The 17893-nt window shown below is 69.5% G+C and carries 18 protein-coding genes; 4 read left to right on the top strand and 14 right to left on the bottom strand.

Features of this window, described 5'->3' with window-relative positions:
• Positions 1-8: 8 nt before the first annotated feature.
• Positions 9-938: a branched-chain amino acid transaminase gene (locus CNO20_RS06370; RefSeq protein ID WP_101295301.1), complete on the bottom strand. Its 930-nt coding sequence runs from the start codon at positions 936-938 to the stop codon at positions 9-11.
• An 88-nt stretch (positions 939-1026) separates the two neighbouring features.
• Here CNO20_RS06370 and CNO20_RS06365 point away from each other — a divergent pair, with 88 nt between their 5' ends.
• Positions 1027-1938, top strand: coding sequence for an NAD-dependent epimerase/dehydratase family protein (locus tag CNO20_RS06365; RefSeq protein ID WP_101295300.1), 912 nt, complete (start codon positions 1027-1029; stop codon positions 1936-1938).
• Position 1939: 1 nt separating this feature from the next.
• Here CNO20_RS06365 and ribB read toward each other — a convergent pair whose 3' ends face one another.
• Together ribB and CNO20_RS06355 are read right to left on the bottom strand one after the other, a co-directional pair.
• Entirely contained in the window at positions 1940-2599 is a 660-nt protein-coding gene (gene ribB / locus CNO20_RS06360; protein ID WP_233204003.1) for a 3,4-dihydroxy-2-butanone-4-phosphate synthase, read from the bottom strand.
• Positions 2600-2742: 143 nt separating this feature from the next.
• On the bottom strand, positions 2743-3447 hold the full coding sequence (locus CNO20_RS06355; protein WP_101295299.1) for a DUF120 domain-containing protein: 705 nt from the start codon (positions 3445-3447) through the stop codon (positions 2743-2745).
• Positions 3448-3764: 317 nt separating this feature from the next.
• Here CNO20_RS06355 and argS point away from each other — a divergent pair, with 317 nt between their 5' ends.
• On the top strand, positions 3765-5555 hold the full coding sequence (gene argS, locus CNO20_RS06350) for an arginine--tRNA ligase (RefSeq protein ID WP_101295298.1): 1791 nt from the start codon (positions 3765-3767) through the stop codon (positions 5553-5555).
• Here argS and CNO20_RS23230 read toward each other — a convergent pair.
• Positions 5547-5696, bottom strand: a complete 150-nt coding sequence (locus CNO20_RS23230) for a hypothetical protein (protein WP_199174750.1) — start codon at positions 5694-5696, stop codon at positions 5547-5549. The genes argS and CNO20_RS23230 overlap by 9 nt on opposite strands.
• A gap of 39 nt (positions 5697-5735) precedes the next feature.
• The gene (locus CNO20_RS06345) at positions 5736-6980 is read right to left on the bottom strand and encodes a MinD/ParA family ATP-binding protein (RefSeq protein ID WP_101295297.1); all 1245 of its coding nucleotides are present in this window, start codon (positions 6978-6980) and stop codon (positions 5736-5738) included.
• 189 nt (positions 6981-7169) lie between these two features.
• On the opposite strand from CNO20_RS06345, the gene prf1 reads away from it, so the two are divergent.
• The gene (gene prf1 / locus CNO20_RS06340) at positions 7170-8420 is read left to right on the top strand and encodes a peptide chain release factor aRF-1 (RefSeq protein WP_101295296.1); all 1251 of its coding nucleotides are present in this window, start codon (positions 7170-7172) and stop codon (positions 8418-8420) included.
• A gap of 25 nt (positions 8421-8445) precedes the next feature.
• Here prf1 and CNO20_RS06335 read toward each other — a convergent pair whose 3' ends face one another.
• The 3 genes from CNO20_RS06335 to CNO20_RS06325 all read right to left on the bottom strand — a co-directional run bounded on the left by CNO20_RS06335 (position 8446) and on the right by CNO20_RS06325 (position 10454).
• The gene (locus tag CNO20_RS06335; RefSeq protein WP_101295295.1) at positions 8446-9003 is read right to left on the bottom strand and encodes a DUF7344 domain-containing protein; all 558 of its coding nucleotides are present in this window, start codon (positions 9001-9003) and stop codon (positions 8446-8448) included.
• 217 nt (positions 9004-9220) lie between these two features.
• Complete coding sequence (locus CNO20_RS06330) at positions 9221-9610, bottom strand: DUF6276 family protein (protein WP_101295294.1); 390 nt, start codon at positions 9608-9610, stop codon at positions 9221-9223.
• Positions 9611-9758: 148 nt separating this feature from the next.
• Complete coding sequence (locus tag CNO20_RS06325) at positions 9759-10454, bottom strand: V-type ATP synthase subunit D (protein ID WP_101295293.1); 696 nt, start codon at positions 10452-10454, stop codon at positions 9759-9761.
• Between the two features lie 231 nt (positions 10455-10685).
• On the opposite strand from CNO20_RS06325, the gene CNO20_RS06320 reads away from it, so the two are divergent.
• Positions 10686-12401 carry an asparagine synthase-related protein gene (locus tag CNO20_RS06320; protein WP_101295292.1) on the top strand — a complete coding sequence of 572 codons (1716 nt, stop codon included), beginning with the start codon at positions 10686-10688 and terminating at the stop codon, positions 12399-12401.
• A 70-nt stretch (positions 12402-12471) separates the two neighbouring features.
• On the opposite strand, the gene CNO20_RS06315 is transcribed toward CNO20_RS06320, so the two are convergent.
• From CNO20_RS06315 to CNO20_RS06290, 6 genes are read right to left on the bottom strand one after another with little or no spacing between them, the layout of a single operon-like run.
• Positions 12472-13899 (bottom strand): ATP synthase subunit B, encoded by a 1428-nt coding sequence (locus CNO20_RS06315; protein WP_101295291.1) that lies wholly within the window; start codon positions 13897-13899, stop codon positions 12472-12474.
• A complete protein-coding gene (locus tag CNO20_RS06310) occupies positions 13899-15659 on the bottom strand; it encodes an ATP synthase subunit A (protein ID WP_101295290.1) in 1761 nt (586 codons plus the stop codon). The genes CNO20_RS06315 and CNO20_RS06310 overlap by 1 nt, the downstream gene beginning before the upstream one ends.
• On the bottom strand, positions 15656-15985 hold the full coding sequence (locus CNO20_RS06305; protein WP_101295289.1) for a V-type ATP synthase subunit F: 330 nt from the start codon (positions 15983-15985) through the stop codon (positions 15656-15658). The genes CNO20_RS06310 and CNO20_RS06305 overlap by 4 nt, the downstream gene beginning before the upstream one ends.
• The gene (locus CNO20_RS06300) at positions 15982-17028 is read right to left on the bottom strand and encodes a V-type ATP synthase subunit C (protein WP_101295288.1); all 1047 of its coding nucleotides are present in this window, start codon (positions 17026-17028) and stop codon (positions 15982-15984) included. The genes CNO20_RS06305 and CNO20_RS06300 overlap by 4 nt, the downstream gene beginning before the upstream one ends.
• A complete protein-coding gene (locus CNO20_RS06295) occupies positions 17025-17606 on the bottom strand; it encodes a V-type ATP synthase subunit E (protein ID WP_101295287.1) in 582 nt (193 codons plus the stop codon). The genes CNO20_RS06300 and CNO20_RS06295 overlap by 4 nt, the downstream gene beginning before the upstream one ends.
• Positions 17607-17628: 22 nt before the next feature.
• The gene (locus CNO20_RS06290) at positions 17629-17892 is read right to left on the bottom strand and encodes a F0F1 ATP synthase subunit C (protein WP_101295286.1); all 264 of its coding nucleotides are present in this window, start codon (positions 17890-17892) and stop codon (positions 17629-17631) included.
• Position 17893: the final 1 nt, after the last annotated feature.

Below are 17893 nucleotides of genomic sequence, written 5' to 3'. Positions count from 1 at the left end.
GGCGGACCTCAAACGTACGTGAACCACTCCTCGTGATCGTCGGTCCGCCGCTCCACGAGGTCGAAGAAGGCCGACTGCAGTTCCTCCGTCACCGGGCCGCGCTCGCCGCTTCCGATCTCGACGTTGTCGACCTGCCGGATCGGCGTCACCTCGGCGGCGCTGCCGGTGAAGAACAGTTCGTCGGCGGTGTGCAGTTCGCCGCGGCTGATGACGGCCGTGTCGTCGACCTCGTAGCCGCGCTCGCGGGCGAGCTTGATCACGGTGTCGCGGGTGATGCCGTCGAGGATGCTCTGGGAGAGCCCCGGGGTGTAGATCTTGCCCCCGCGGACGAGGAAGATGTTCTCCCCGGGCCCTTCGGCGACGTTGCCCTCCTTGTTGAGGACGATCGCCTCGCGGTAGCCGTGACGGCGGGCCTCCTCGCCCGCGAGCAGGCTGTTGACGTAGAGGCCGGTCGTCTTCGCGTTCGTCGGGATCTGGCTGGAGGCGTGCTTCCGCCACGAGGAGACCATCACCTTGATGCCGTTCTCCAGGGCGTCGTCGCCGAGGTACGCGCCCCACGGCCAGGCGGCGATGGCGACCTGCACCGGGCAGTCGCCCGGGCTGACGCCGAGACTGTCGTAGCCGTAGAAGGCGATCGGCCGGATGTAACAGCTCTCCAGGCCCTCCCGGCGGAGGAGTTCGAGCGTCGCCTCCGTCAGCTCCTCGTGGTCGAACGGGATCTCCATGTCGTACGGCTTGCCGGATGCGTAGAACCGGTCGAGGTGTTCGTCCCAGCGGAAGATCGCCGGCCCCCTCTCCGTGTCGTAACAGCGGACGCCCTCGAACACGCCCGTCCCGTAGTGGAGACCGTGGCTGAGCACGTGGATCTGCGCGTCGTCCCAGTCCACGAACTCGCCGTCCATCCAGATGGTGTCCACGTCCATGTCGTCGAAGCCCATACGCTGGGCATTCGCGGCGGAGGGCATAAATCATGAGAAACCGGGGCGAGGGCGGGGATTTTCGTCCTCCGGGGGAGAGAGCGAACGCATGAGCGCGGATCGAGACGCGAGCGGGAGGATCGAGGCGGTCGCCGTCACCGGCGGCAACGGCGAGATCGGGCGGGCCGTCCTCCGGCACTTCGCCGACCGGGGCTACAGAACAGTCAACCTCAGCCGCGGGGCGCGGCGCGAGGAGGTCGCGGACGCCTACCTCCGGACGGATCTGCTCGACGCCGGGGAGGTGTACGGCTCGCTGGCGAAGAGCGGCGCGGACGCGGTCGTCCACCTCGGCACCCTCCCGCGGCCGGACGAGAGCCCCGGCCACGTCACCTTCGAGAGCAACGCGATGACGACCTACCACGTGCTGGAAGCCGCCCAGCACCTCGGTGTCGGGTCGGTCTGCCTCGCGTCGAGCCTGAGCGCCCTCGGCGCGGGGTTCGATCCCGATCCGGTCCGCGTCGAGTACCTCCCCGTCGACGAGAGCCACCCCCTGACACCGCGCGACCCGTACGCCCTCGGCAAGCGGGTGCTCGAAGTGACCGCCGAGGGAATCGCGCGGCGGAACGACGGCCCGCGGACGGTCTCCGCCCTCCGGTTCCCGCTCGTCGTCGACGACGAGGCGGCGCGGCGGACGTTCGCCGACGCGGACCGCTCGCTCGCCGGGATCGAGGAGGCGGGGTTCTACCGCGTCGCGCGGAACACGCTGTTCGCGTACCTCCACGTCGAGGACGCCGCGGCGCTCGTCAGCCGGGCCGTCGAGGCCGACTTCCGGGGGTACGAGGTCTTCTGGGCGGCCGCGCCCGACACGACCGCCGACGCGCCGAGCGCCGAACTGGCCCGCGAGGCGTACCCCGGCGTCGCGGTCAGGCGAGAGCTCGACGGCTACGAGAGCCTCGTGAGCGCGGAGAAGGCCCGCGCGCGGCTGGGCTGGGAGCCGACGCGGAGCTGGCGGGATCTCTGATTCAGGCCAGCTCGTCGACGAGGCGGCCGCCCTCCAGGTAGACCAGGCCGTGCCGTCGAGCGTACGCTCGGGCGGCTCCCTTCGGGAGCGCCTTGCCGGTCTCGTCGTCGAGCATCTCGCAGACGACCACCGCCGGCGGGAGCCCCGCGGCGTCGGCGAGCGCGAGGCCGAGTTCGGTGTGACCGCGGCGGTCCGCGAGCAGCCCCGGCGCGGCGCGCAGGAGGTTGACGTGGCCGGGCGAGCGGAACTCGGCGGCGAAGTCCGACGCGTCGTATCCGTCGCCGCCGTCGCCGTCGACCGCGTCCGCGGCGGCGGCGAGTTCGGCGATGGTGAGCGCGCGGTCCTCGTCGGTGACGCCGGTGAACGTCCCGCGGTGGTTCACGGGGAGCGAGAAGGACGACCGGCTGTCGTACGCGAGGTCGTGGTTCGCGGCGCTCGGGTGGTCGATCGTCTCGTCGAGGAACGGGAGGCCGAACGCCTCCGCGACCCCGTCCGAGAGCGCGACGCAGACCAGCCCGCCCGCGTCGTTGCGGAGCCGGGCCACGTCCGCCGGCGCGACCGCGCCGGCCGGGTAGACGATGTCCGTCTCGCCCTCCCGGTCGTCGAAGTCGTGGATCAGGACGGGGTCGCCGGCCCGGAAGGCGTCGATCGCGCGCGCCAGCGCCTCCGAGGGCGGGCCGTCGGCGGCGGCGGTGTCGGTGTCGTCGGCCGGATCCGCGTCTCCCTCGTCGGCGGACGGGACCGACTCGGCGTCTCCCTCCTCGGCGGCCACTGCCGACTCGGCATCCGCCTCTCCCGTCACGATCACACCTCCTCGACGCGGACGGTGATCGCGTCGCCGTCGTCGAGCCCGAGCTCGTCGCGGAGCTTGACCGGCGAGATGAGCTCCAGCTGGCTCTCGTCGTGGTGGGTGCGCTCGGGGACGATGATGTGGGCCGTCCCGTAGCTGTCGCCGTCGTGCTCGACCGTCGCCGCGTAGCACGTCGCGGGGCCGAACGTCCGCTCTTCGTCCTCCCAGCCGTCGATCGGAATCGCGTCGAGCGAGGCCATGCCGGAGCGGGCGCGGACGCTCTCCTCCGAGAGGTTCACGTTCAGCGTCCCCGGGAAGGGTTCGTACCCGAGGCGCTCCCTGAACTGGTCCATGTACCCCGGGAGGGAGATGTAGTGGCGACCCTCGCCCATCCCGCCGGTGACGGTCCCGGTCAGGGTCACGGCGGCGGCCCCCTCGAAGATGCGCCGGTAGTCCTCGTACTCCCGTCGGAGGGCAGACTCGCCGGCGTCGGTGACGTCGATCCACTGACCGTCGCTGACGATGTCGCGCTCGACGAGCCCCGCCTCGTCGAGCCGCTGGAGGCGGCGGGAGGCGGTCTGACTGGAGGCGTCGAGCCGATCCGCGAGCCCCGAACAGGAGACTTTCACGGGACCGGCAAGCCCGCCGTCGAGGGCCACGAGCTTCAGCGCGGCGAGTTCGTCGTGCCCGACGGCGCGGGCCGTTGCCGTTTCTGACATACGCGGACGATGGGACGCGCCCGTCATAAGCGTGACGGAAGTGATATGCGTATCACAAATGAGATGGAGCGAGGTGGTAGAGGGAGTCAGATCGGAGAGGCCCCGGGAGGGTCGGGCGGACCCGCGCCTGGTATCTCCGCGGCGCGGAGACGCCGGATGCGACGATGATCCGCAGTTTTGCGGCTTCTCGGCGCTCGTGCGTCGAGCTAGACGGCGCGGGCAAAAAACGCGCCGGATCGCGGCAGGCGGCGCGAGGCGCGGCGGTCGCCGCGGCGGACTTAGCAATCCCTTTACGCGGCGCTGGCGAACCCGCGGGCATGTTCAGAGAGTTCCGAGCGGAGGTCGAGGCGGCTCTCGCCGACGCGCTCGCGGCGAGGGGGCTGCCGACCGACGACCTCGGTATCGAGGAACCGCCGGAGGACGTGCCCGCGACGCTCGCGTCCAGCGTCGCCTTCCGGCTCGCAGGCGAGGTCGGCGCGCCGCCGCCGGAGATCGCCGCCGAGGTGGCCGAGGCGGTCGACCCGGAAGGGTACGAGTACCTCGCCCGCGTCGACTCGCAGGGACCGTACGTCAACTTCCACGCGGGCGAGGCGTACCTCGCGGACACGCTCGTCGCCGCGCAGGACGGCGAGTACGGCCGGCTCCCCGACAGGGACACGAGCGTCGTCGTCGAGCACACGAGCGCCAACCCCACGGGACCGGTCCACGTCGGGCGCGCCCGGAACCCGATCCTCGGCGACGCCATCGCGCGCGTGCTCGACTTCGCCGGCTACGGCGTCGAGCGGCACTACTACGTCAACGACGCCGGCCGGCAGGTCGCGGTGTTCACGTGGGCCTACGAGACGTTCGACGAGTCCGACCTCCCGAAGCCGGAGCGCGACCGCGCGGACTACGACCTCGTGCGGTACTACCGGAAGGGCAACCAGTTCCTCGAAGACGCCGACCCCGAGGAGGTCGAGGCCGCCGAAGCCGAGATCGAAAGCATCATGCGGGGGCTGGAGGCGGGGGACGACGAGACGTACGAGCGCGTCGAACGCGTCGTCGACCGGGTGCTCTCCGGGATGCGCGACTCGCTCGAACGCCTGCCCGCCGAGTTCGACGCGTTCGTCAAGGAGACGGAGTTCATCCGCGACGGCAGCGCCGACGACGTGGTCGACCGGCTCAAGGACACCGAGTACGCCGTCTACGAGGAGGACGCCTGGCAGCTCGACCTCTCGGCGTTCGGCATCGAGAAGATGCTCGTGTTCCTCCGCTCGGACGGGACGACGCTCTACACGACCCGCGACCTCGCCCACCACGAGTGGAAGTTCGCCAACTACGACGCGGCCGTGACCGTCCTCGGCGAGGACCACAAGCTCCAGGCCGACCAGCTGAAGGCCGCCCTGGAGATCCTCGGCAACGACACGGACCAGCTCTCGCACGCCATCTACTCGTACGTGAACCTGCCCGACGGGAAGATGAGCACCCGCCGGGGGACGGGCGTCGACCTCGACGACCTGCTCGACGAGGCGATCGTCCGCGCCCGCGAGGAGGTCGAAAAGCGCCTCGACTCGCGCATCCGCGACGACGAACTCGACGAGGAGGACGTAGAGCGGATCGCCCGCCAGGTCGGCATCGGGGCGGTCCGGTACGACATCGTCTCGAAGCAGCCGACGAAGGCGATCACCTTCGAGTGGGAACGCGCGCTCGACTTCGAGGCGCAGAGCGCCCCCTACGTCCAGTACGTCCACGCCCGCTGCTGCGGGATCCTGGAGGAGGCCGAGAGCCGGGGAATCGACGTCGGCGCGATCGAGTTCGGCGGGGGCGAGGCCGCGGCGGACCTCGATCCGTCGGTCCTCGACGCCCCGGAGGAGCGCGACCTCCTGCGGACGATCGCGCGCTTCCCCGCGGTGATCGAGGAGGCCGCCGAGGACCTCGAACCGCACGTCGTGGCGACCTACACCCGAGAGTTCGCGGAGACGTTCAACGCCTTCTACCGCGAGTGCCCGGTGCTCGCGGCGGAGGACGAGAGACGCCGCGACGCGCGATTGGCCCTCGTCAACGCGTCGCGGGCGACGGTGGCGAACGCCCTGTCCGTCCTCGGCGTCGAAGCCCCGACCTCAATGTAGCGGCGCGAGGAGGGCGGGCAGCGCGACCATCGGGTCGATGAGGTTCCCGCCGACCGCGTACACGGTCGTCGCTCCCAGTCCGAGCGCCAGCAGCAGAAACAGCACGATCCACCAGAGCGGGACTGCGTCGTCGTTTGCCATATCGGGAGTCCGAACAGGCGGGTAAAAGAGCTTCCCGTTTCAACCCAGCAGGCGCCCGAAGAAGCCCTTCCGTCCGCCGTCCCGCGCCCCGTCGTCGTCCGCACCGGCCCCGTCGGCTCTCTCGACATCGTCGTCCTCGTCGTTCCCGTCGACCTCACCGTCTCCGTCGACCTCGCCGTCCGCGACCTTCCCGTCGCTATCACCATCTCCCTTCCCGCCGTCGACCGGATCGGCCGTCGTCTCCGCCCCGCCGACCGGCGACGTTCCCCGCTCCGCCTCCGGTTCCGACGCCTCCGCCTCGGCGACGAGCGACTCTACCGGGTTCCGGTCTTCCGCCGTCGCGCCGTCGGACGAAGATGCGTCCGCTTCGGCGGTTCCCGCCTCGGCTTCGTCGCCCGACCGCTCGGATTCGGATTCCGAACCCACCGCCCCGGGTTCCAGCGATTCCGTCTCGGGTTCGGACACCGCCGCCTCGGCGACCGCCGCTTCGGTCGATTCGTCGGCCGGTTCGTCGACCGGCTCGTCGGCCGACTCGCCCGCGGCGGGCGAGTCCGAAGTCCCGTCGTCCGGCACGAGGACGGGTACGTCCTCGCCGACGAGCTTCCCGGCGAGCGCGCGGTAGGCCTCGGCCGAACGGCTGTCGGGCGCGTGCGACGGCAGCGGCTCGGCCGCGGCCGCGGCGGCCGGGACGCACGGATCCTCGGGTACCGTCCCCAGCACCGGCGCGTCGAGGAGCTCGTCGACGGCGGCGGCGTCGAAGCCCGACGCGCCGACGCGCGTCAGCGCCGCGCCGGCGACGCGTCCGCCGAGCCGTTCGGCGATTCGGCGGGTCTTGTCCGCGTCGCGGAGCGCCGTGCGGTCCGGGGTGGAGACGAGGAGTACCTCGTCGGCCAGTCCGAGAGGGAGCACGGTGTCGTGGCTAAGCCCCGCGCCGGTGTCGAGCAGGACGTAGTCGCGGTCGTCGAACGCCTCGATCAGCGACCGGAGGCCCGCGGGGTCGGCCTCGGGAAAGGCCGAAAGATCCGTCTCGCCCGGCACGAGGGAGAGCCCGTCGGCCACCTCGTAGGTCGCCTCGGCCGCCGTCGCTCTGCCCGCGAGCACGTCGTGGACCGTCGCCCGGTCGGGATCGACGCCGAACAGCCCGCCGAGGTTCGCCATCCCGACGTCGGCGTCGATCAGGGCGACGCGGTACTCCGCGGCGGAGAGTATCGCCCCGAGCGCCGCCGCCGTCGTCGTCTTTCCCACGCCGCCTTTCGCGCTCGCGACCGCGTAAACCCCTACCATGGTCCGGATATTATCATTCTTCAGTTAATACCATATAAATGTAACTCACAGGTAGGTAACCGTTTCGGACGACCGCTCGTCGCGGCCCGAACGCACCGTCGAGGGGCGAAGATCGGCGCGGACGGGGCCGGGAGCGGGCGTCGAGGGCAGTCAAAGGTTACTTACCCGCTGGCCGGGCTAGTACCACCAATGAGTACGGACGCCGAGGACGCGGGCGAGGACCGACGGAAGTACGAATTCCGGAAGGTCATCGAGGAGCTCCAGGAGTACGAGGGCTCCGGGACGCAGCTCGTCACGATCTACATTCCCCCCGACAAGCAGATCTCCGACGTCGTCGACCACGTGATCCAGGAGCACAGCGAGGCGAGCAACATCAAGTCCAAGCAGACGCGGACGAACGTCCAGGACGCGCTCACGAGCATCAAGGACCGCCTCCGGTACTACGACACGTACCCCCCGGACAACGGGATCGTCCTCTTCAGCGGCGCCGTCAACTCCGGCGGCGGGCAGACCACCATGGTCACGAAGGCGCTCGAAAGCCCGCCCCAGCCCGTCGAGTCGTTCCGCTACCACTGCGATTCGGCGTTCCTCACGGAGCCCCTGGAGGAGATGCTCGCCGACAAGGGGCTGTTCGGCCTGGTCGTCCTCGACCGCCGCGAGGCGAACGTCGGCTGGCTGAAGGGCAAGCGCGTCGAGCCGGTGAAGTCGACGACGTCGCTCGTCCCCGGCAAGCAGCGAAAGGGCGGGCAGTCCGCCCAGCGGTTCGCCCGCCTGCGGCTCGAAGCCATCGACAACTTCTACCAGGAGGTCGCCGAGATGGCGAACGACCTGTTCGTCCCGAAGCGGCACGAGCTCGACGGCGTCCTGGTCGGCGGCCCCTCCCCCACGAAGGACGAGTTCCTCGACGGCGGGTACCTCCACCACGAGATCCAGAACAAGGTGGTCGGGAAGTTCGACGTCGCGTACACCGACGAGTCCGGCCTCTACGACCTCGTCGACGCCGCCCAGGACGTGCTGGCGGATCAGGAGGTCATGCAGGAGAAGGCCCAGATGGAGGAGTTCTTCGAGAAGCTCCACACCGGCGAGGAGGCCACCTACGGGTTCGAGGCGACCCGGAAGAACCTCGTCATGGGCTCGGTCGACCGGCTGCTCCTCTCCGAGGACCTCCGGAGCGACGTGGTCGTCTACGACTGCCCGAACGGTCACGAGGAGTTCGAGGTCGTCGACAGCCGCCGCTCGACGCCGGAGCACACCTGCTCCGAGTGCGGCGAGGCGGCCGAACCCCGCGAGCGCGAGGACGTGATCGAGCACCTCATGGCCATCGCCGAACAGCGGGGCACCGAGACGAAGTTCATCAGCACAGACTTCGACAAGGGCGAACAGCTGTACGAGGCGTTCGGCGGCATCGCCGGGATTCTCCGGTACTCGACCGGCGTCTAGGCAGGCCCTCTCGGGCGCTGAGCGCTCACCGACGGCGGACAACCCTGCCGCAGCGGTACGCCGCCGTGACCGCGAGCAGGCTGAAGAGGCCGCCGTGCAGGTAAACAAGGCCGAGCGCGCCCGTCGGCGCGACGCCGACGGCGCGGGCGGCGAAGGACAGGAGGCCGACGAGACCCAGCGCGAAGTACCAGCACGCCCACCGCCCCCGGTGGTCGGCGCGCGGGGTCGCGTCCATGAACGCGATCACGGGGTCCGCGGCCGGTCCGCGGCGGATCGTCTTCTCGTCCGCGTCGTACGCGACCACGCCGAGCGAGTCGAGCTTCGGGAGGTGCGTCTGGTGGAGCGTCGCGTACACGCTGTGGTGGACGCGCCGCGGCGGCGACTCCCCGGCCTCGGCGGCAGCGATCCGCTCCGACAGCTCCGACAGCGTCGTCGAGTCCGTCGCCCGGAGCCGCCGTATCACGCGCCGACGGCGTTCGTTCCGGAGGACCTCGTAGACCTCCGACCGTTCGAGCGCGCGCCGAGAGCGGGACGGACGACGGGATCTGCGAGGGGGGACGCGTTCGGGGGAGATGACGGACATTGCCACGTACGTGTTGGAAATACAACCGTTATCACCTCACCTCGTGCGCGACCGCGCACGGCGTGAACACAGATACAAATACGTTTCCGAAGAAGGTCGTCCCGAAGCCGAACCGGAGGGCGACCCGGTCGCAGAACCGCCCGCGGCCGACGATTCGACGAGAACCGTCGGCGACTCGATGAGGATCGTCGGCGATTCGACGAGGACCGTCGGGTCGTCAATCGAGCAGCTGTTCGAGCTGCGTCCTGCGGCGGTCGAGGTCGAAGTGCGGGTCGACGTCGCCGGCTTCGGCCAGCCGGTCGAGCGTGAGGAGCGGATCGTCGCCCGCGCTCTCCGTCCGCGCGCTGAGCGCCTCGATCGCGGCGCGGTTGAGCGCGAGGGAGTCGAGCAGGCCGAGCAGGAGCGCCATCGCCGCCCCTGCCTCGCCCCGGGGGAAGAAATCGCCGACGCGCGCGAAGTCGGGGTCGGAAGCGGCCTCCTCGGCCGGGTACACGCGGAGACAGTCGGGACACAGGGCGGCCGCCGCCGACTCCTCGGGCGCGTGCGCTCGGAGCCGTTCCGGAACGGCGAAGGACACCGTTTCGACGCCGCAGTGTGGACAGTTCATGGTCGGTGGTTGCTCCGTTTGCTTCGGTTTCTCCGTCGTCGGTGGGGTCTCCCTCCCCCGCGGCCGGAAGGTGTCGCCGAGACGCGTTCGGAGGGACGAGAGCGAAAACGGAAGCGAGAGTGGCAGGCGCACGGGATGGCGGACGGGATCAGTCGTCCGCGACGACCGTCTCGGGCTCCTTCGCGGCCGCCTTTTCGGCCTCCTCCTGCTCCTTCTCCTCTTCTTCCTTCTTGGCCTTGATCTTCTTCAGGCGGAAGATCTCCTCGCGCTCCTGCTCTTCGAGCTTCTGTTCGATGTACTCCTTGTTGTCGTACAGGTCCGGGAGCACCTTGAACTCGAGCGCGTTCACCCGGCGCTTCGTCGTCTCGATCTCCTCCAGCATCTTCTTCATCGCCGTCTCGACCTCCGCCGCGAGGATGATCGATTCGAGCAGCTGCTCGTAGGCCTCCGCGGCCTCGTCGATGCGCGCGCTGGTGCCGAGCAGGCCGTAGCCCCGCTGGTCGAGGCTCTTTTTCACCCGGCTCGACTCGATCTGCGGGACGACGACGCCCATGATGTTCTTCGACTGGGTCGTGATCTCGGGGTGCTCCTTGAGCGCGGCGGCGGCACCGCGGACCGCAACGTCCCCCTCCATCGCGCGCGCCATGTTGATGGTCCGCTGAGCGCGCTCGTAGTCCTCGTTGAGGCCGGCCCGCACGTCCTGCGCCTGGTCGAGGATGTCCATGAACTCCATGATGAGGCCGTCACGCTTCTGTTCCAGCGTGTCGTGACCGCGCTCGGAGAGCTCGATGCGGTCCTCGATCTCCATGAGGTTTTTGCGGGTCGGTTTGACGTCTTCGGCCATTATTACGGGACGTTTGTCGACGGGCACAGATAATCTTTTACAGTCGGCCACGGGGGCGGCGCGACCGCCGCCGTCCCGCCCGCCCGGCCCGGAGTTCGACGCTTCCGGGACGATCGAAGCGGCGGGAGAGGGCGGTCCGGGGGCGAGCCGACGAGCGCTCGGCTGAAGCGCGGACCGCCGGTTTCGCTTATCCCGCTCATACTAATACTCGTCGCGGACTAGAGGGGAAACATGACAGAGGAGCTTCTCGTCTCTCTCTCCGATCCGCGGGCGCGCGTCGTCGACACGGACGACGGCCGCTGGTTCGTCTCGGCGTTCGATCCCGGCGCGCTGGAGCGGCTCGTGCGCGACGCGGAGTCCGTGGCCGAAGTGCAGGGTCGCGTCGGCGACGTCGCCGAGAACGCGGTGCTCGTCCACGTGTCGACCGACGGCGACCACGCGGAGCGGGCGTACGGGTACCGGAGCCCGACGGCGACCCGCGAACTCTACTACCTCGAAGACTCCGAGGGAACCGCCGTCCTCGCGGATCACTTCCGGACCGCCCTCTCCCGCCTCTCGGTCGAAGACCGGATCGTCTCGCCGCGGGCCGCGGCTGACCACCTGCTCTTTCGGGCCCCGATCGCGCCCGGCTCCTTCGTGTCGGGGATCCGCCTGCTCGGCCAGGGCGAGTGGCTCCGATGGGACGGCGAGACCGACGAACGCGAGACGGCCCTCTCGGATCGGATTCGGGCGGCCGAGTCGATCCGCCCCTCGCGCGCGGTCGACGCGATCGACGGGGCGCTCGCCGGGCTGCTCTCGTCTCCGGGCGACGACGAGCGGCTCGTCAACCTCTTTTCCGGCGGCGTCGACTCGACGCTGACGCACACGTACCTCGACGACGCGACCGCGCTCTCGGTCGGGATCGACTCGCCGGAGTACGCATACGAGATCGAGTACGCCGAGGAGGCCGCCGAACTGCTCGGCGCGCACCACCGGCAGCTCCTGCTCGACGAGGGCGACGTGCTCGCGCACGCGGAGACGGGGATCGAGGCGCTCGGGTCGCCCTCCTACGCGTTTCCGACGGTGCTGGTCGAGCAGGGGCTGCGACGCGGGGAGGCGGGGACGTACCTCATGGCGGTCGGCGCCGACGCGCTCTTCGGGATGGGCGGGACGAAGAGCGCCCGGATCGCCTCGTGGCTCGAACCCGCGCTTTCGCTGCCCGGCGTGGGCGTCGCCGCCGCCCGCGCGCCCGAGCGGATCAGATCCCCGCTCCGGGCCCTGCTGACGGTGTCGGATCAGCTCGGGCGGGATCCGGCCGACCCCGAGTCGTACCCCCAGCGGGTCGCGGCATACACGGAGCCCTCGCTCGTCGGCGAGTTCCTTGGGGAGGATCTCGTCGCCCAGCGGTGCCGGCGGCTCGTGAACTACGTCCGGAACAGGGTCGTCGACGCGGGCGCGGCGGGCGGCGGGTTCGCCGGGCCGATCGAGTACGCCAACCTCGCCAGCCTCTACGGCCACCGGATCGGAAGCCGGTACCGGCAGCTCGCGCACGCGCACGGCAAGCCGCTCCTCACGCCGTTCGACACGGAGACCGCGACGCGGTGTTCGCTGTCGATCCCGGTCGAGCGACGGTACATCCGGGGACTTCGCGGGATCCGCGACCTGGAACCGAAGTACCTCCTCAAGGAGCTCCTCGAACGCCGGCTTCCCGCCTACGACGCCGGCAAGGAGAAGGGCGCGGGCATCCTCCCCTTCCGCCGGTACCGCGCGGAGGGGGCGCTTCGGAACGCCTTCGAGAAGTACGAGGCCCCCGAGTTCGTCCCGGATCGGATGCGAAAGCGGGCGCTCGAAGGCAGCGGCCGCCAGTCGTGGAACCTGCTGACCTACGCGATCTGGCGCGACCGCGTGCTGGCGGATCCGGATCTCGAACCCGTCCCCGCCGCCGCGGAGGCGACGTACGGCTTCTGAGCGGAGCGCGACCGCTCCCGCGCGCGGACGCTCGTCGGGACAGAAACGAAAGGGAAAGAAGGGAGTCCGCTCAGGCCTGGGCCTCGACGGCTTCCTCTTCCGCCTCGGCTTCGGACTCGACGTAGTACCTCTCGATGAACTCCTCGTCGACGCGGTTGAGTTCGGCCTTCGGGAACATCGAGAGGAGCTCCCAGCCGATGTCCAGCGTCTCCTCGATGGACCGGTTCGTGTCGAAGCCCTGGTCGACGAACTCCGTCTCGAAACGGTCGGCGAAGTCGAGGTACTTGTTGTCGCGCTCCGACAGCGCCTCGCGGCCGACGATGTTCACGAGGTCGCGGAGGTCCTCGCCCTCGGCGTACGCCGCGTACATCTGGTCTGAGACGTCGGCGTGGTCCTCGCGGGTGAGCCCCTCGCCGATCCCGTCGTCCATCAGCCGCGACAGGCTCGGCAGCGGGTTGATCGGCGGCTGGATGCCCTGGCTGTTCAGGCCGCGGTCGACGTAGATCTGCCCCTCCGTGATGTACCCGGTGAGGTCCGGGATCGGGTGGGTGTCGTCGTCGCCGGGCATCGTGAGGATGGGGATCTGCGTGACGGAGCCCTCGCGGCCCTCGATCCGGCCCGCGCGCTCGTACAGCTGCGCCAGGTCGGTGTACATGTACCCGGGGTACCCGCGTCGGCCGGGCACCTCCTCGCGCGCCGCGCCGATCTCGCGCAGCGCCTCGCAGTAGTTGGTCATGTCCGTGAGGATGACCAGCACGTGGTAGTCCTTCTCGAAGGCGAGGTACTCGGCGGTCGTCAGCGCCATCCGCGGCGTGACGGTCCGCTCGACGGCGGGGTCGTCCGCGAGGTTCATGAAGACCACGGAGCGCTCCAGCGCGCCGGTGCGCTCGAAGTCCTCCATGAACTCGTTGGCCTCCTCGGCCGTGATCCCCATCGCGCCGAAGATCACCGCGAACTCGGAGCCGCCTTCGTCTCCCTCTGCCGCCTCTTCCGGCACGGTCGCCTGCCGCGCGATCTGGAGCGCGAGCTCGTTGTGCGGCAGCCCCGACCCGGAGAAGATCGGCAGCTTCTGCCCGCGCACGAGAGTGTTCATCCCGTCGATGACGGACACGCCCGTCTGGATGAACTCCTCGGGGTACTCCCGCGAGACGGGGTTGATCGCGGCGCCGACGATGTCGTGGCGCTCCTCGGGGACGATCTCCGGGCCGCCGTCGATGGGCTGGCCGGAGCCGTCGAGAACCCGCCCGAGGAGGTCCTCGGTGACGGGCATCTTCAGCGTCTCGCCGACGAAGCGGACGGACGCGTTCTTGTCGATGCCGGTGGTCCCCTCGAACACCTGGATGGCCACGAGGCCCTCCGAGGATTCGAGGATCTGCCCGCGCTTGGTCTCGCCGTTCGGCGTCTCGATCTCGACGATCTCGTCGTAGCCGATCGGCTCGTCGACCTCGGCGAACACCAGCGGACCGCTGATCTCGGTGATGGTCTGGTACTCTTTCATTAGTACAGCTCCCGGAGTTGCTCCGTGATCTCCTCTTTGAGCTCCGCCACGTACTCCTCGTAGTTCTCCTGAACGCCGATGCGGTTGATGCGCGGCGCGGCGTCGATCGCCGTGACCTCCTCGACGGGGACGCCCGCGTCGAGCGCCCTGAACGCCTCGTCGTGGTAGGTGTGGATGGCGGTCAGGATCAGGTACGTCTTCTCCGGCGGGCAGTAGGTGTCCACGTCGTGGAACGCGTTCTGCTGGAGGTACGCCTCGCGGAGGTACCGCGCGACGTCGAGGGTGAGCTGCTGGTCCTCCGGCAGGGCGTCCTTGCCGACGAGCTGGACGATCTCCTGGAGCTCGTCCTCCTCGTCGAGCACGTCGACCGCCCACTGGCGCTCTTCGGCCCAGTCGTCGGCGACGTTCTCGATGAACCACGGGTCGAGCTGGTCCTTGTACAGCGAGTAGGACTCGTTCCAGTTGATCGCCGGGAAGTGACGCCGCTCCGCGAGGTCGGCGTCCAGCGCCCAGAACGTCTTGACGATGCGCAGCGTGTTCTGGGTGACCGGCTCGGAGAAGTCACCGCCCGGCGGCGAGACCGCGCCGATGGCGGAGACCGACCCCTCCGTGCCGTTGATGTTCACGTAGTAGCCGGCGCGCTCGTAGAACTCCGAGAGGCGCGCGGCGAGGTACGCCGGGTACCCCTCCTCGCCGGGCATCTCCTCCAGCCGGGAGGAGATCTCGCGCATCGCCTCCGCCCACCGCGAGGTGGAGTCGGCCATGAGCGCCACGTCGTACCCCATGTCGCGGTAGAACTCCGCGATGGTGATCCCCGTGTAGATGCACGACTCGCGCGCGGCCACGGGCATGTTCGACGTGTTGGCGATGAGCGACGTCCGGGCCATGAGCGGGTTGCCGGTCGTCGGGTCCTCCAGCTCGGGGAAGTCCTCGATCACCTCGGTCATCTCGTTGCCGCGCTCGCCGCAGCCGACGTAGACGATGATGTCCGCGTCCGCGTACTTGGCGAGCTGGTGCTGGGTGACCGTCTTCCCGGAGCCGAACGGGCCGGGGATGGCGGCCGTCCCGCCCTTGGCGATGGGGAAGAGGCCGTCGAGGATGCGCTGTCCGGAGACGAGCGGCGTCCGCGGCGTCTTCTTGTCCGCCGACGGGCGGGCCTCGCGGACCGGCCACTCCTGGTGCATCGTGATCTCCTCGCCGTTGTCGAGTTCGACGACCGTCTCGGTGACGGTGAACGCGCCCTCCTCGACGCTCGCGACCTCGCCGCCCTCGAAGTTCGGCGGCACCATCACCTTGTGGTCGATGGTGACCGTCTCCTCGACGACGCCGACGACGTCGCCGGGCTCGACCGCGTCGCCGACCTCGACCTCGGGGACGAACTCCCACTTCTTGTCCATCTCGATGCCGGGCGCGTCGACGCCGCGGTCGAGGAAGGCGCTGTTCATCTTGCTCTCCAGCACGTCCAGCGGCCGCTGGACGCCGTCGTAGATCGTGTCCAGGAGGCCGGGTCCGAGGTCGACCGTCAGCGGCTCGCCCGTGTTCTCGACGGGTTCGCCGGGGCCGACGCCGGACGTCTCCTCGTACACCTGAATGGTCGTGAGGTCGCCCTCGATCTCGATGACCTCGCCCATCAGCCCTTCGTCGCCGACGTAGACGACGTCGTTCATCCGGGCGTCGAGGTCGCGGGCGGTCACGACCGGACCACTCACGCTCTGAATGACACCGTCCTCGCGGACGGTCTCCTGTGTTGCCTGACTCATTCGTTGTCTTCCTCCATGAGGTCGATGCCGATAGCTCGTTTGATCTGTTCGCGCAGGCCGCCGCTGCCCGCGCCGCCACCGAGGGTGACGAGCGTCGGCTCGATGCTGGTCTCGACCGCCTGCCGGACGTTCCGGGAGAGGTGATCGAGGTCGCCGTCGTGCATCACGACGATGCCGACGTCGTCGTCCGCGAGCGTTCGCTCGACCGCGTCGTCGAGCCGCTCGTCCTTTTCCTCCTCGGGGACGTTCTCGAACTTGCGGACGCCCGCGAGGCGGAACCCGGTGGTGAAGTCGGGACTGCCGACCACGGCGATCTCCTGACTCATAGTATCACCAGTTCGTCTTCGATCTCGTCCGCGTCGAGGCCGGCCTCCCGGCCGCGGGCGATGGCGCGGATGTTCTCCACCTCGCGCTCCTTCGCGAGGATGTACGAGATGATCGGCGTCACCGACAGCGGGAACACGTACCCCAGGGTATCGGAGTATTCGAGCAGCGCCGCTTCGAGCGCCCGCTCGAAGCGGATGAGGCTGTCTGCGCGCTCCAGCTCGTCGATCGCCGCCGAGAGGTCGTCGCCGTACGAGCTCTCGCGGATGCGCGACACGAGCTCGTCGGCGTTCTGCGCCAGCGTCGAGAGCTCGGCGGCTCTGAAGAGCTTGCCGCCCTCGATGTAGTACTCCGAGGGGTCGATCTCCGCGCCGCTCCGGGCGAGCCGGAGGGCGTTCCGCGCGTTGCGGAAGTCGATCTCCGCGCGCAGGAACTCCCGGTACTGCTGGGTGGCCTCGTCGACGACGAGCCCGTCGAGGAGGTTCTCGTAGAACGCGCGGTCGACCGCGTTTTCGAGCGGCACGAGCACGCCGGTGTCCTCGTAGTCCTCGTACGCCTCGGCGAGCGCGTCGCCGAACATCGTCCGGTCGAGGAGGTCGACGGCCTCCTCGATGGAGCCCGCTTCGAGCAGCCGGTTGACGAGCCGCTCGTCGAACTCGCCGGCGCGGATGAGGTCGTCCTCGATCGCCTGCCGGTCGAGATCCGAGTACAGCCCCCGGAGCACCGTCTTCACGTTCCAGGCGTCGAACTTCCGCAGGTAGCGGGCGATGAGGTCGTACAGCCGACCGTCCGCCCAGTCGAGGATGTCGTCGAACTGCTTTGCGAGGTTGCGGTTCAGCGCGTACTCGATGAGGTCGACGCCGGAGTATCGCGCGCCGAGGGCGTTGATCTCGGTTTCGTACTCCGACTCCTCCATGAACCGGGCGATCTCGGCGGGGCCCATCCGGACCAGCTTGCGGTACTCCTCGTCGCTGTACAGCGCGCCGCGTCGCGCTCGGACGCGGGCGTTGACGTACTCCGGATTGGAGCTCCCGGCGGCGCTCATTGCTCGAACAGTCGGGCGCTCAGTTCCTTCAAGTTGTCCTCCCAGACCTCTTCGAGGATCGAGTCGAAGGTGTTGTTCACCCGAACGCGCGATGCGGTGCTCTCGACCACGACGCCGCCGAGACAGTCGCGCTCGCCGGCGTAGCCGAACCCGTCGTACTCGTCGAGGATCGAAGTGAGCAGCTGCTCGTCGTCGGCTCGGCCGTACACGCGGACGTCGTCGTCCCCGTCGAACTCGGCGGCCGCGGCGTCGAGCAGCGCGCGGGTGAGCTCCTCCCGCTTCGTCCCGTCGAGCTCGACGAGGCCCGTCTCGACCTCCTCGCGGACCCGCTGGAGCACGTCGCGGCGGGCCTCGAGCCGCTCCTGCTTGGCTTCGAGCTTCGCGCTGGAGAGGGCCTGTTCGCGTTCCTGTGCGATCCGGCGCTCGGCGGCGGCCTCGCGCTCCTCCAGGATGCGCTCGGCGTCCGCCTCCGCGTCGGCGACGATCTCCTCCGCGCGCCGCTCGCCCTCGCTACGAATGTCCTCCGCACGCGCGCGGGCTTCGTCTCGAATGTCCTCGGCGACTGTTTCCAAACTCATTGTGAGAGGGAAGAAGGGCGGTTTAACCGACCAGGAACACGACGACCAGCGCGAGGATGACGAGCGTCTCCGGCAGGACCGTGAGGATCAGGCCCCGGACGAAGAGGTCCTCGTCCTCGGCGACCGCGCCGACGGCCGCGGCGCCGATGCCGCGCTCCGCGTACCCCGCGCCGAACGCGGCGAGACCGACCGCAAGGGCGGCAGCAGCCTGTGCATCGATGGCCGGACCGCCCGCTCCTTGTGACTGCGCTACAACGTTGGCGAACTCTGTGGCGATTTCGAGCATG

The organism is Halegenticoccus soli (assembly GCF_002844195.1).
Lineage (GTDB): Archaea > Halobacteriota > Halobacteria > Halobacteriales > Haloferacaceae > Halegenticoccus > Halegenticoccus soli.
The sequence above is the reverse complement of the archived record's forward strand: the minus strand, read 5'-3'. Positions and strand labels throughout refer to the sequence as shown.

Coding starts and splice junctions, on each gene's coding strand:
- CNO20_RS06370 (WP_101295301.1), bottom strand. CDS start 938: ATGGGCTTCGACGACATGGACGTGGACACCATCTGGATGGACGGCGAG.
- CNO20_RS06365 (WP_101295300.1), top strand. CDS start 1,027: ATGAGCGCGGATCGAGACGCGAGCGGGAGGATCGAGGCGGTCGCCGTC.
- CNO20_RS06355 (WP_101295299.1), bottom strand. CDS start 3,447: ATGTCAGAAACGGCAACGGCCCGCGCCGTCGGGCACGACGAACTCGCC.
- argS (WP_101295298.1), top strand. CDS start 3,765: ATGTTCAGAGAGTTCCGAGCGGAGGTCGAGGCGGCTCTCGCCGACGCG.
- CNO20_RS23230 (WP_199174750.1), bottom strand. CDS start 5,696: ATGGCAAACGACGACGCAGTCCCGCTCTGGTGGATCGTGCTGTTTCTG.
- CNO20_RS06345 (WP_101295297.1), bottom strand. CDS start 6,980: ATGGTAGGGGTTTACGCGGTCGCGAGCGCGAAAGGCGGCGTGGGAAAG.
- prf1 (WP_101295296.1), top strand. CDS start 7,170: ATGAGTACGGACGCCGAGGACGCGGGCGAGGACCGACGGAAGTACGAA.
- CNO20_RS06335 (WP_101295295.1), bottom strand. CDS start 9,003: ATGTCCGTCATCTCCCCCGAACGCGTCCCCCCTCGCAGATCCCGTCGT.
- CNO20_RS06330 (WP_101295294.1), bottom strand. CDS start 9,610: ATGAACTGTCCACACTGCGGCGTCGAAACGGTGTCCTTCGCCGTTCCG.
- CNO20_RS06325 (WP_101295293.1), bottom strand. CDS start 10,454: ATGGCCGAAGACGTCAAACCGACCCGCAAAAACCTCATGGAGATCGAG.
- CNO20_RS06320 (WP_101295292.1), top strand. CDS start 10,686: ATGACAGAGGAGCTTCTCGTCTCTCTCTCCGATCCGCGGGCGCGCGTC.
- CNO20_RS06315 (WP_101295291.1), bottom strand. CDS start 13,899: ATGAAAGAGTACCAGACCATCACCGAGATCAGCGGTCCGCTGGTGTTC.
- CNO20_RS06310 (WP_101295290.1), bottom strand. CDS start 15,659: ATGAGTCAGGCAACACAGGAGACCGTCCGCGAGGACGGTGTCATTCAG.
- CNO20_RS06305 (WP_101295289.1), bottom strand. CDS start 15,985: ATGAGTCAGGAGATCGCCGTGGTCGGCAGTCCCGACTTCACCACCGGG.
- CNO20_RS06300 (WP_101295288.1), bottom strand. CDS start 17,028: ATGAGCGCCGCCGGGAGCTCCAATCCGGAGTACGTCAACGCCCGCGTC.
- CNO20_RS06295 (WP_101295287.1), bottom strand. CDS start 17,606: ATGAGTTTGGAAACAGTCGCCGAGGACATTCGAGACGAAGCCCGCGCG.
- CNO20_RS06290 (WP_101295286.1), bottom strand. CDS start 17,892: ATGCTCGAAATCGCCACAGAGTTCGCCAACGTTGTAGCGCAGTCACAA.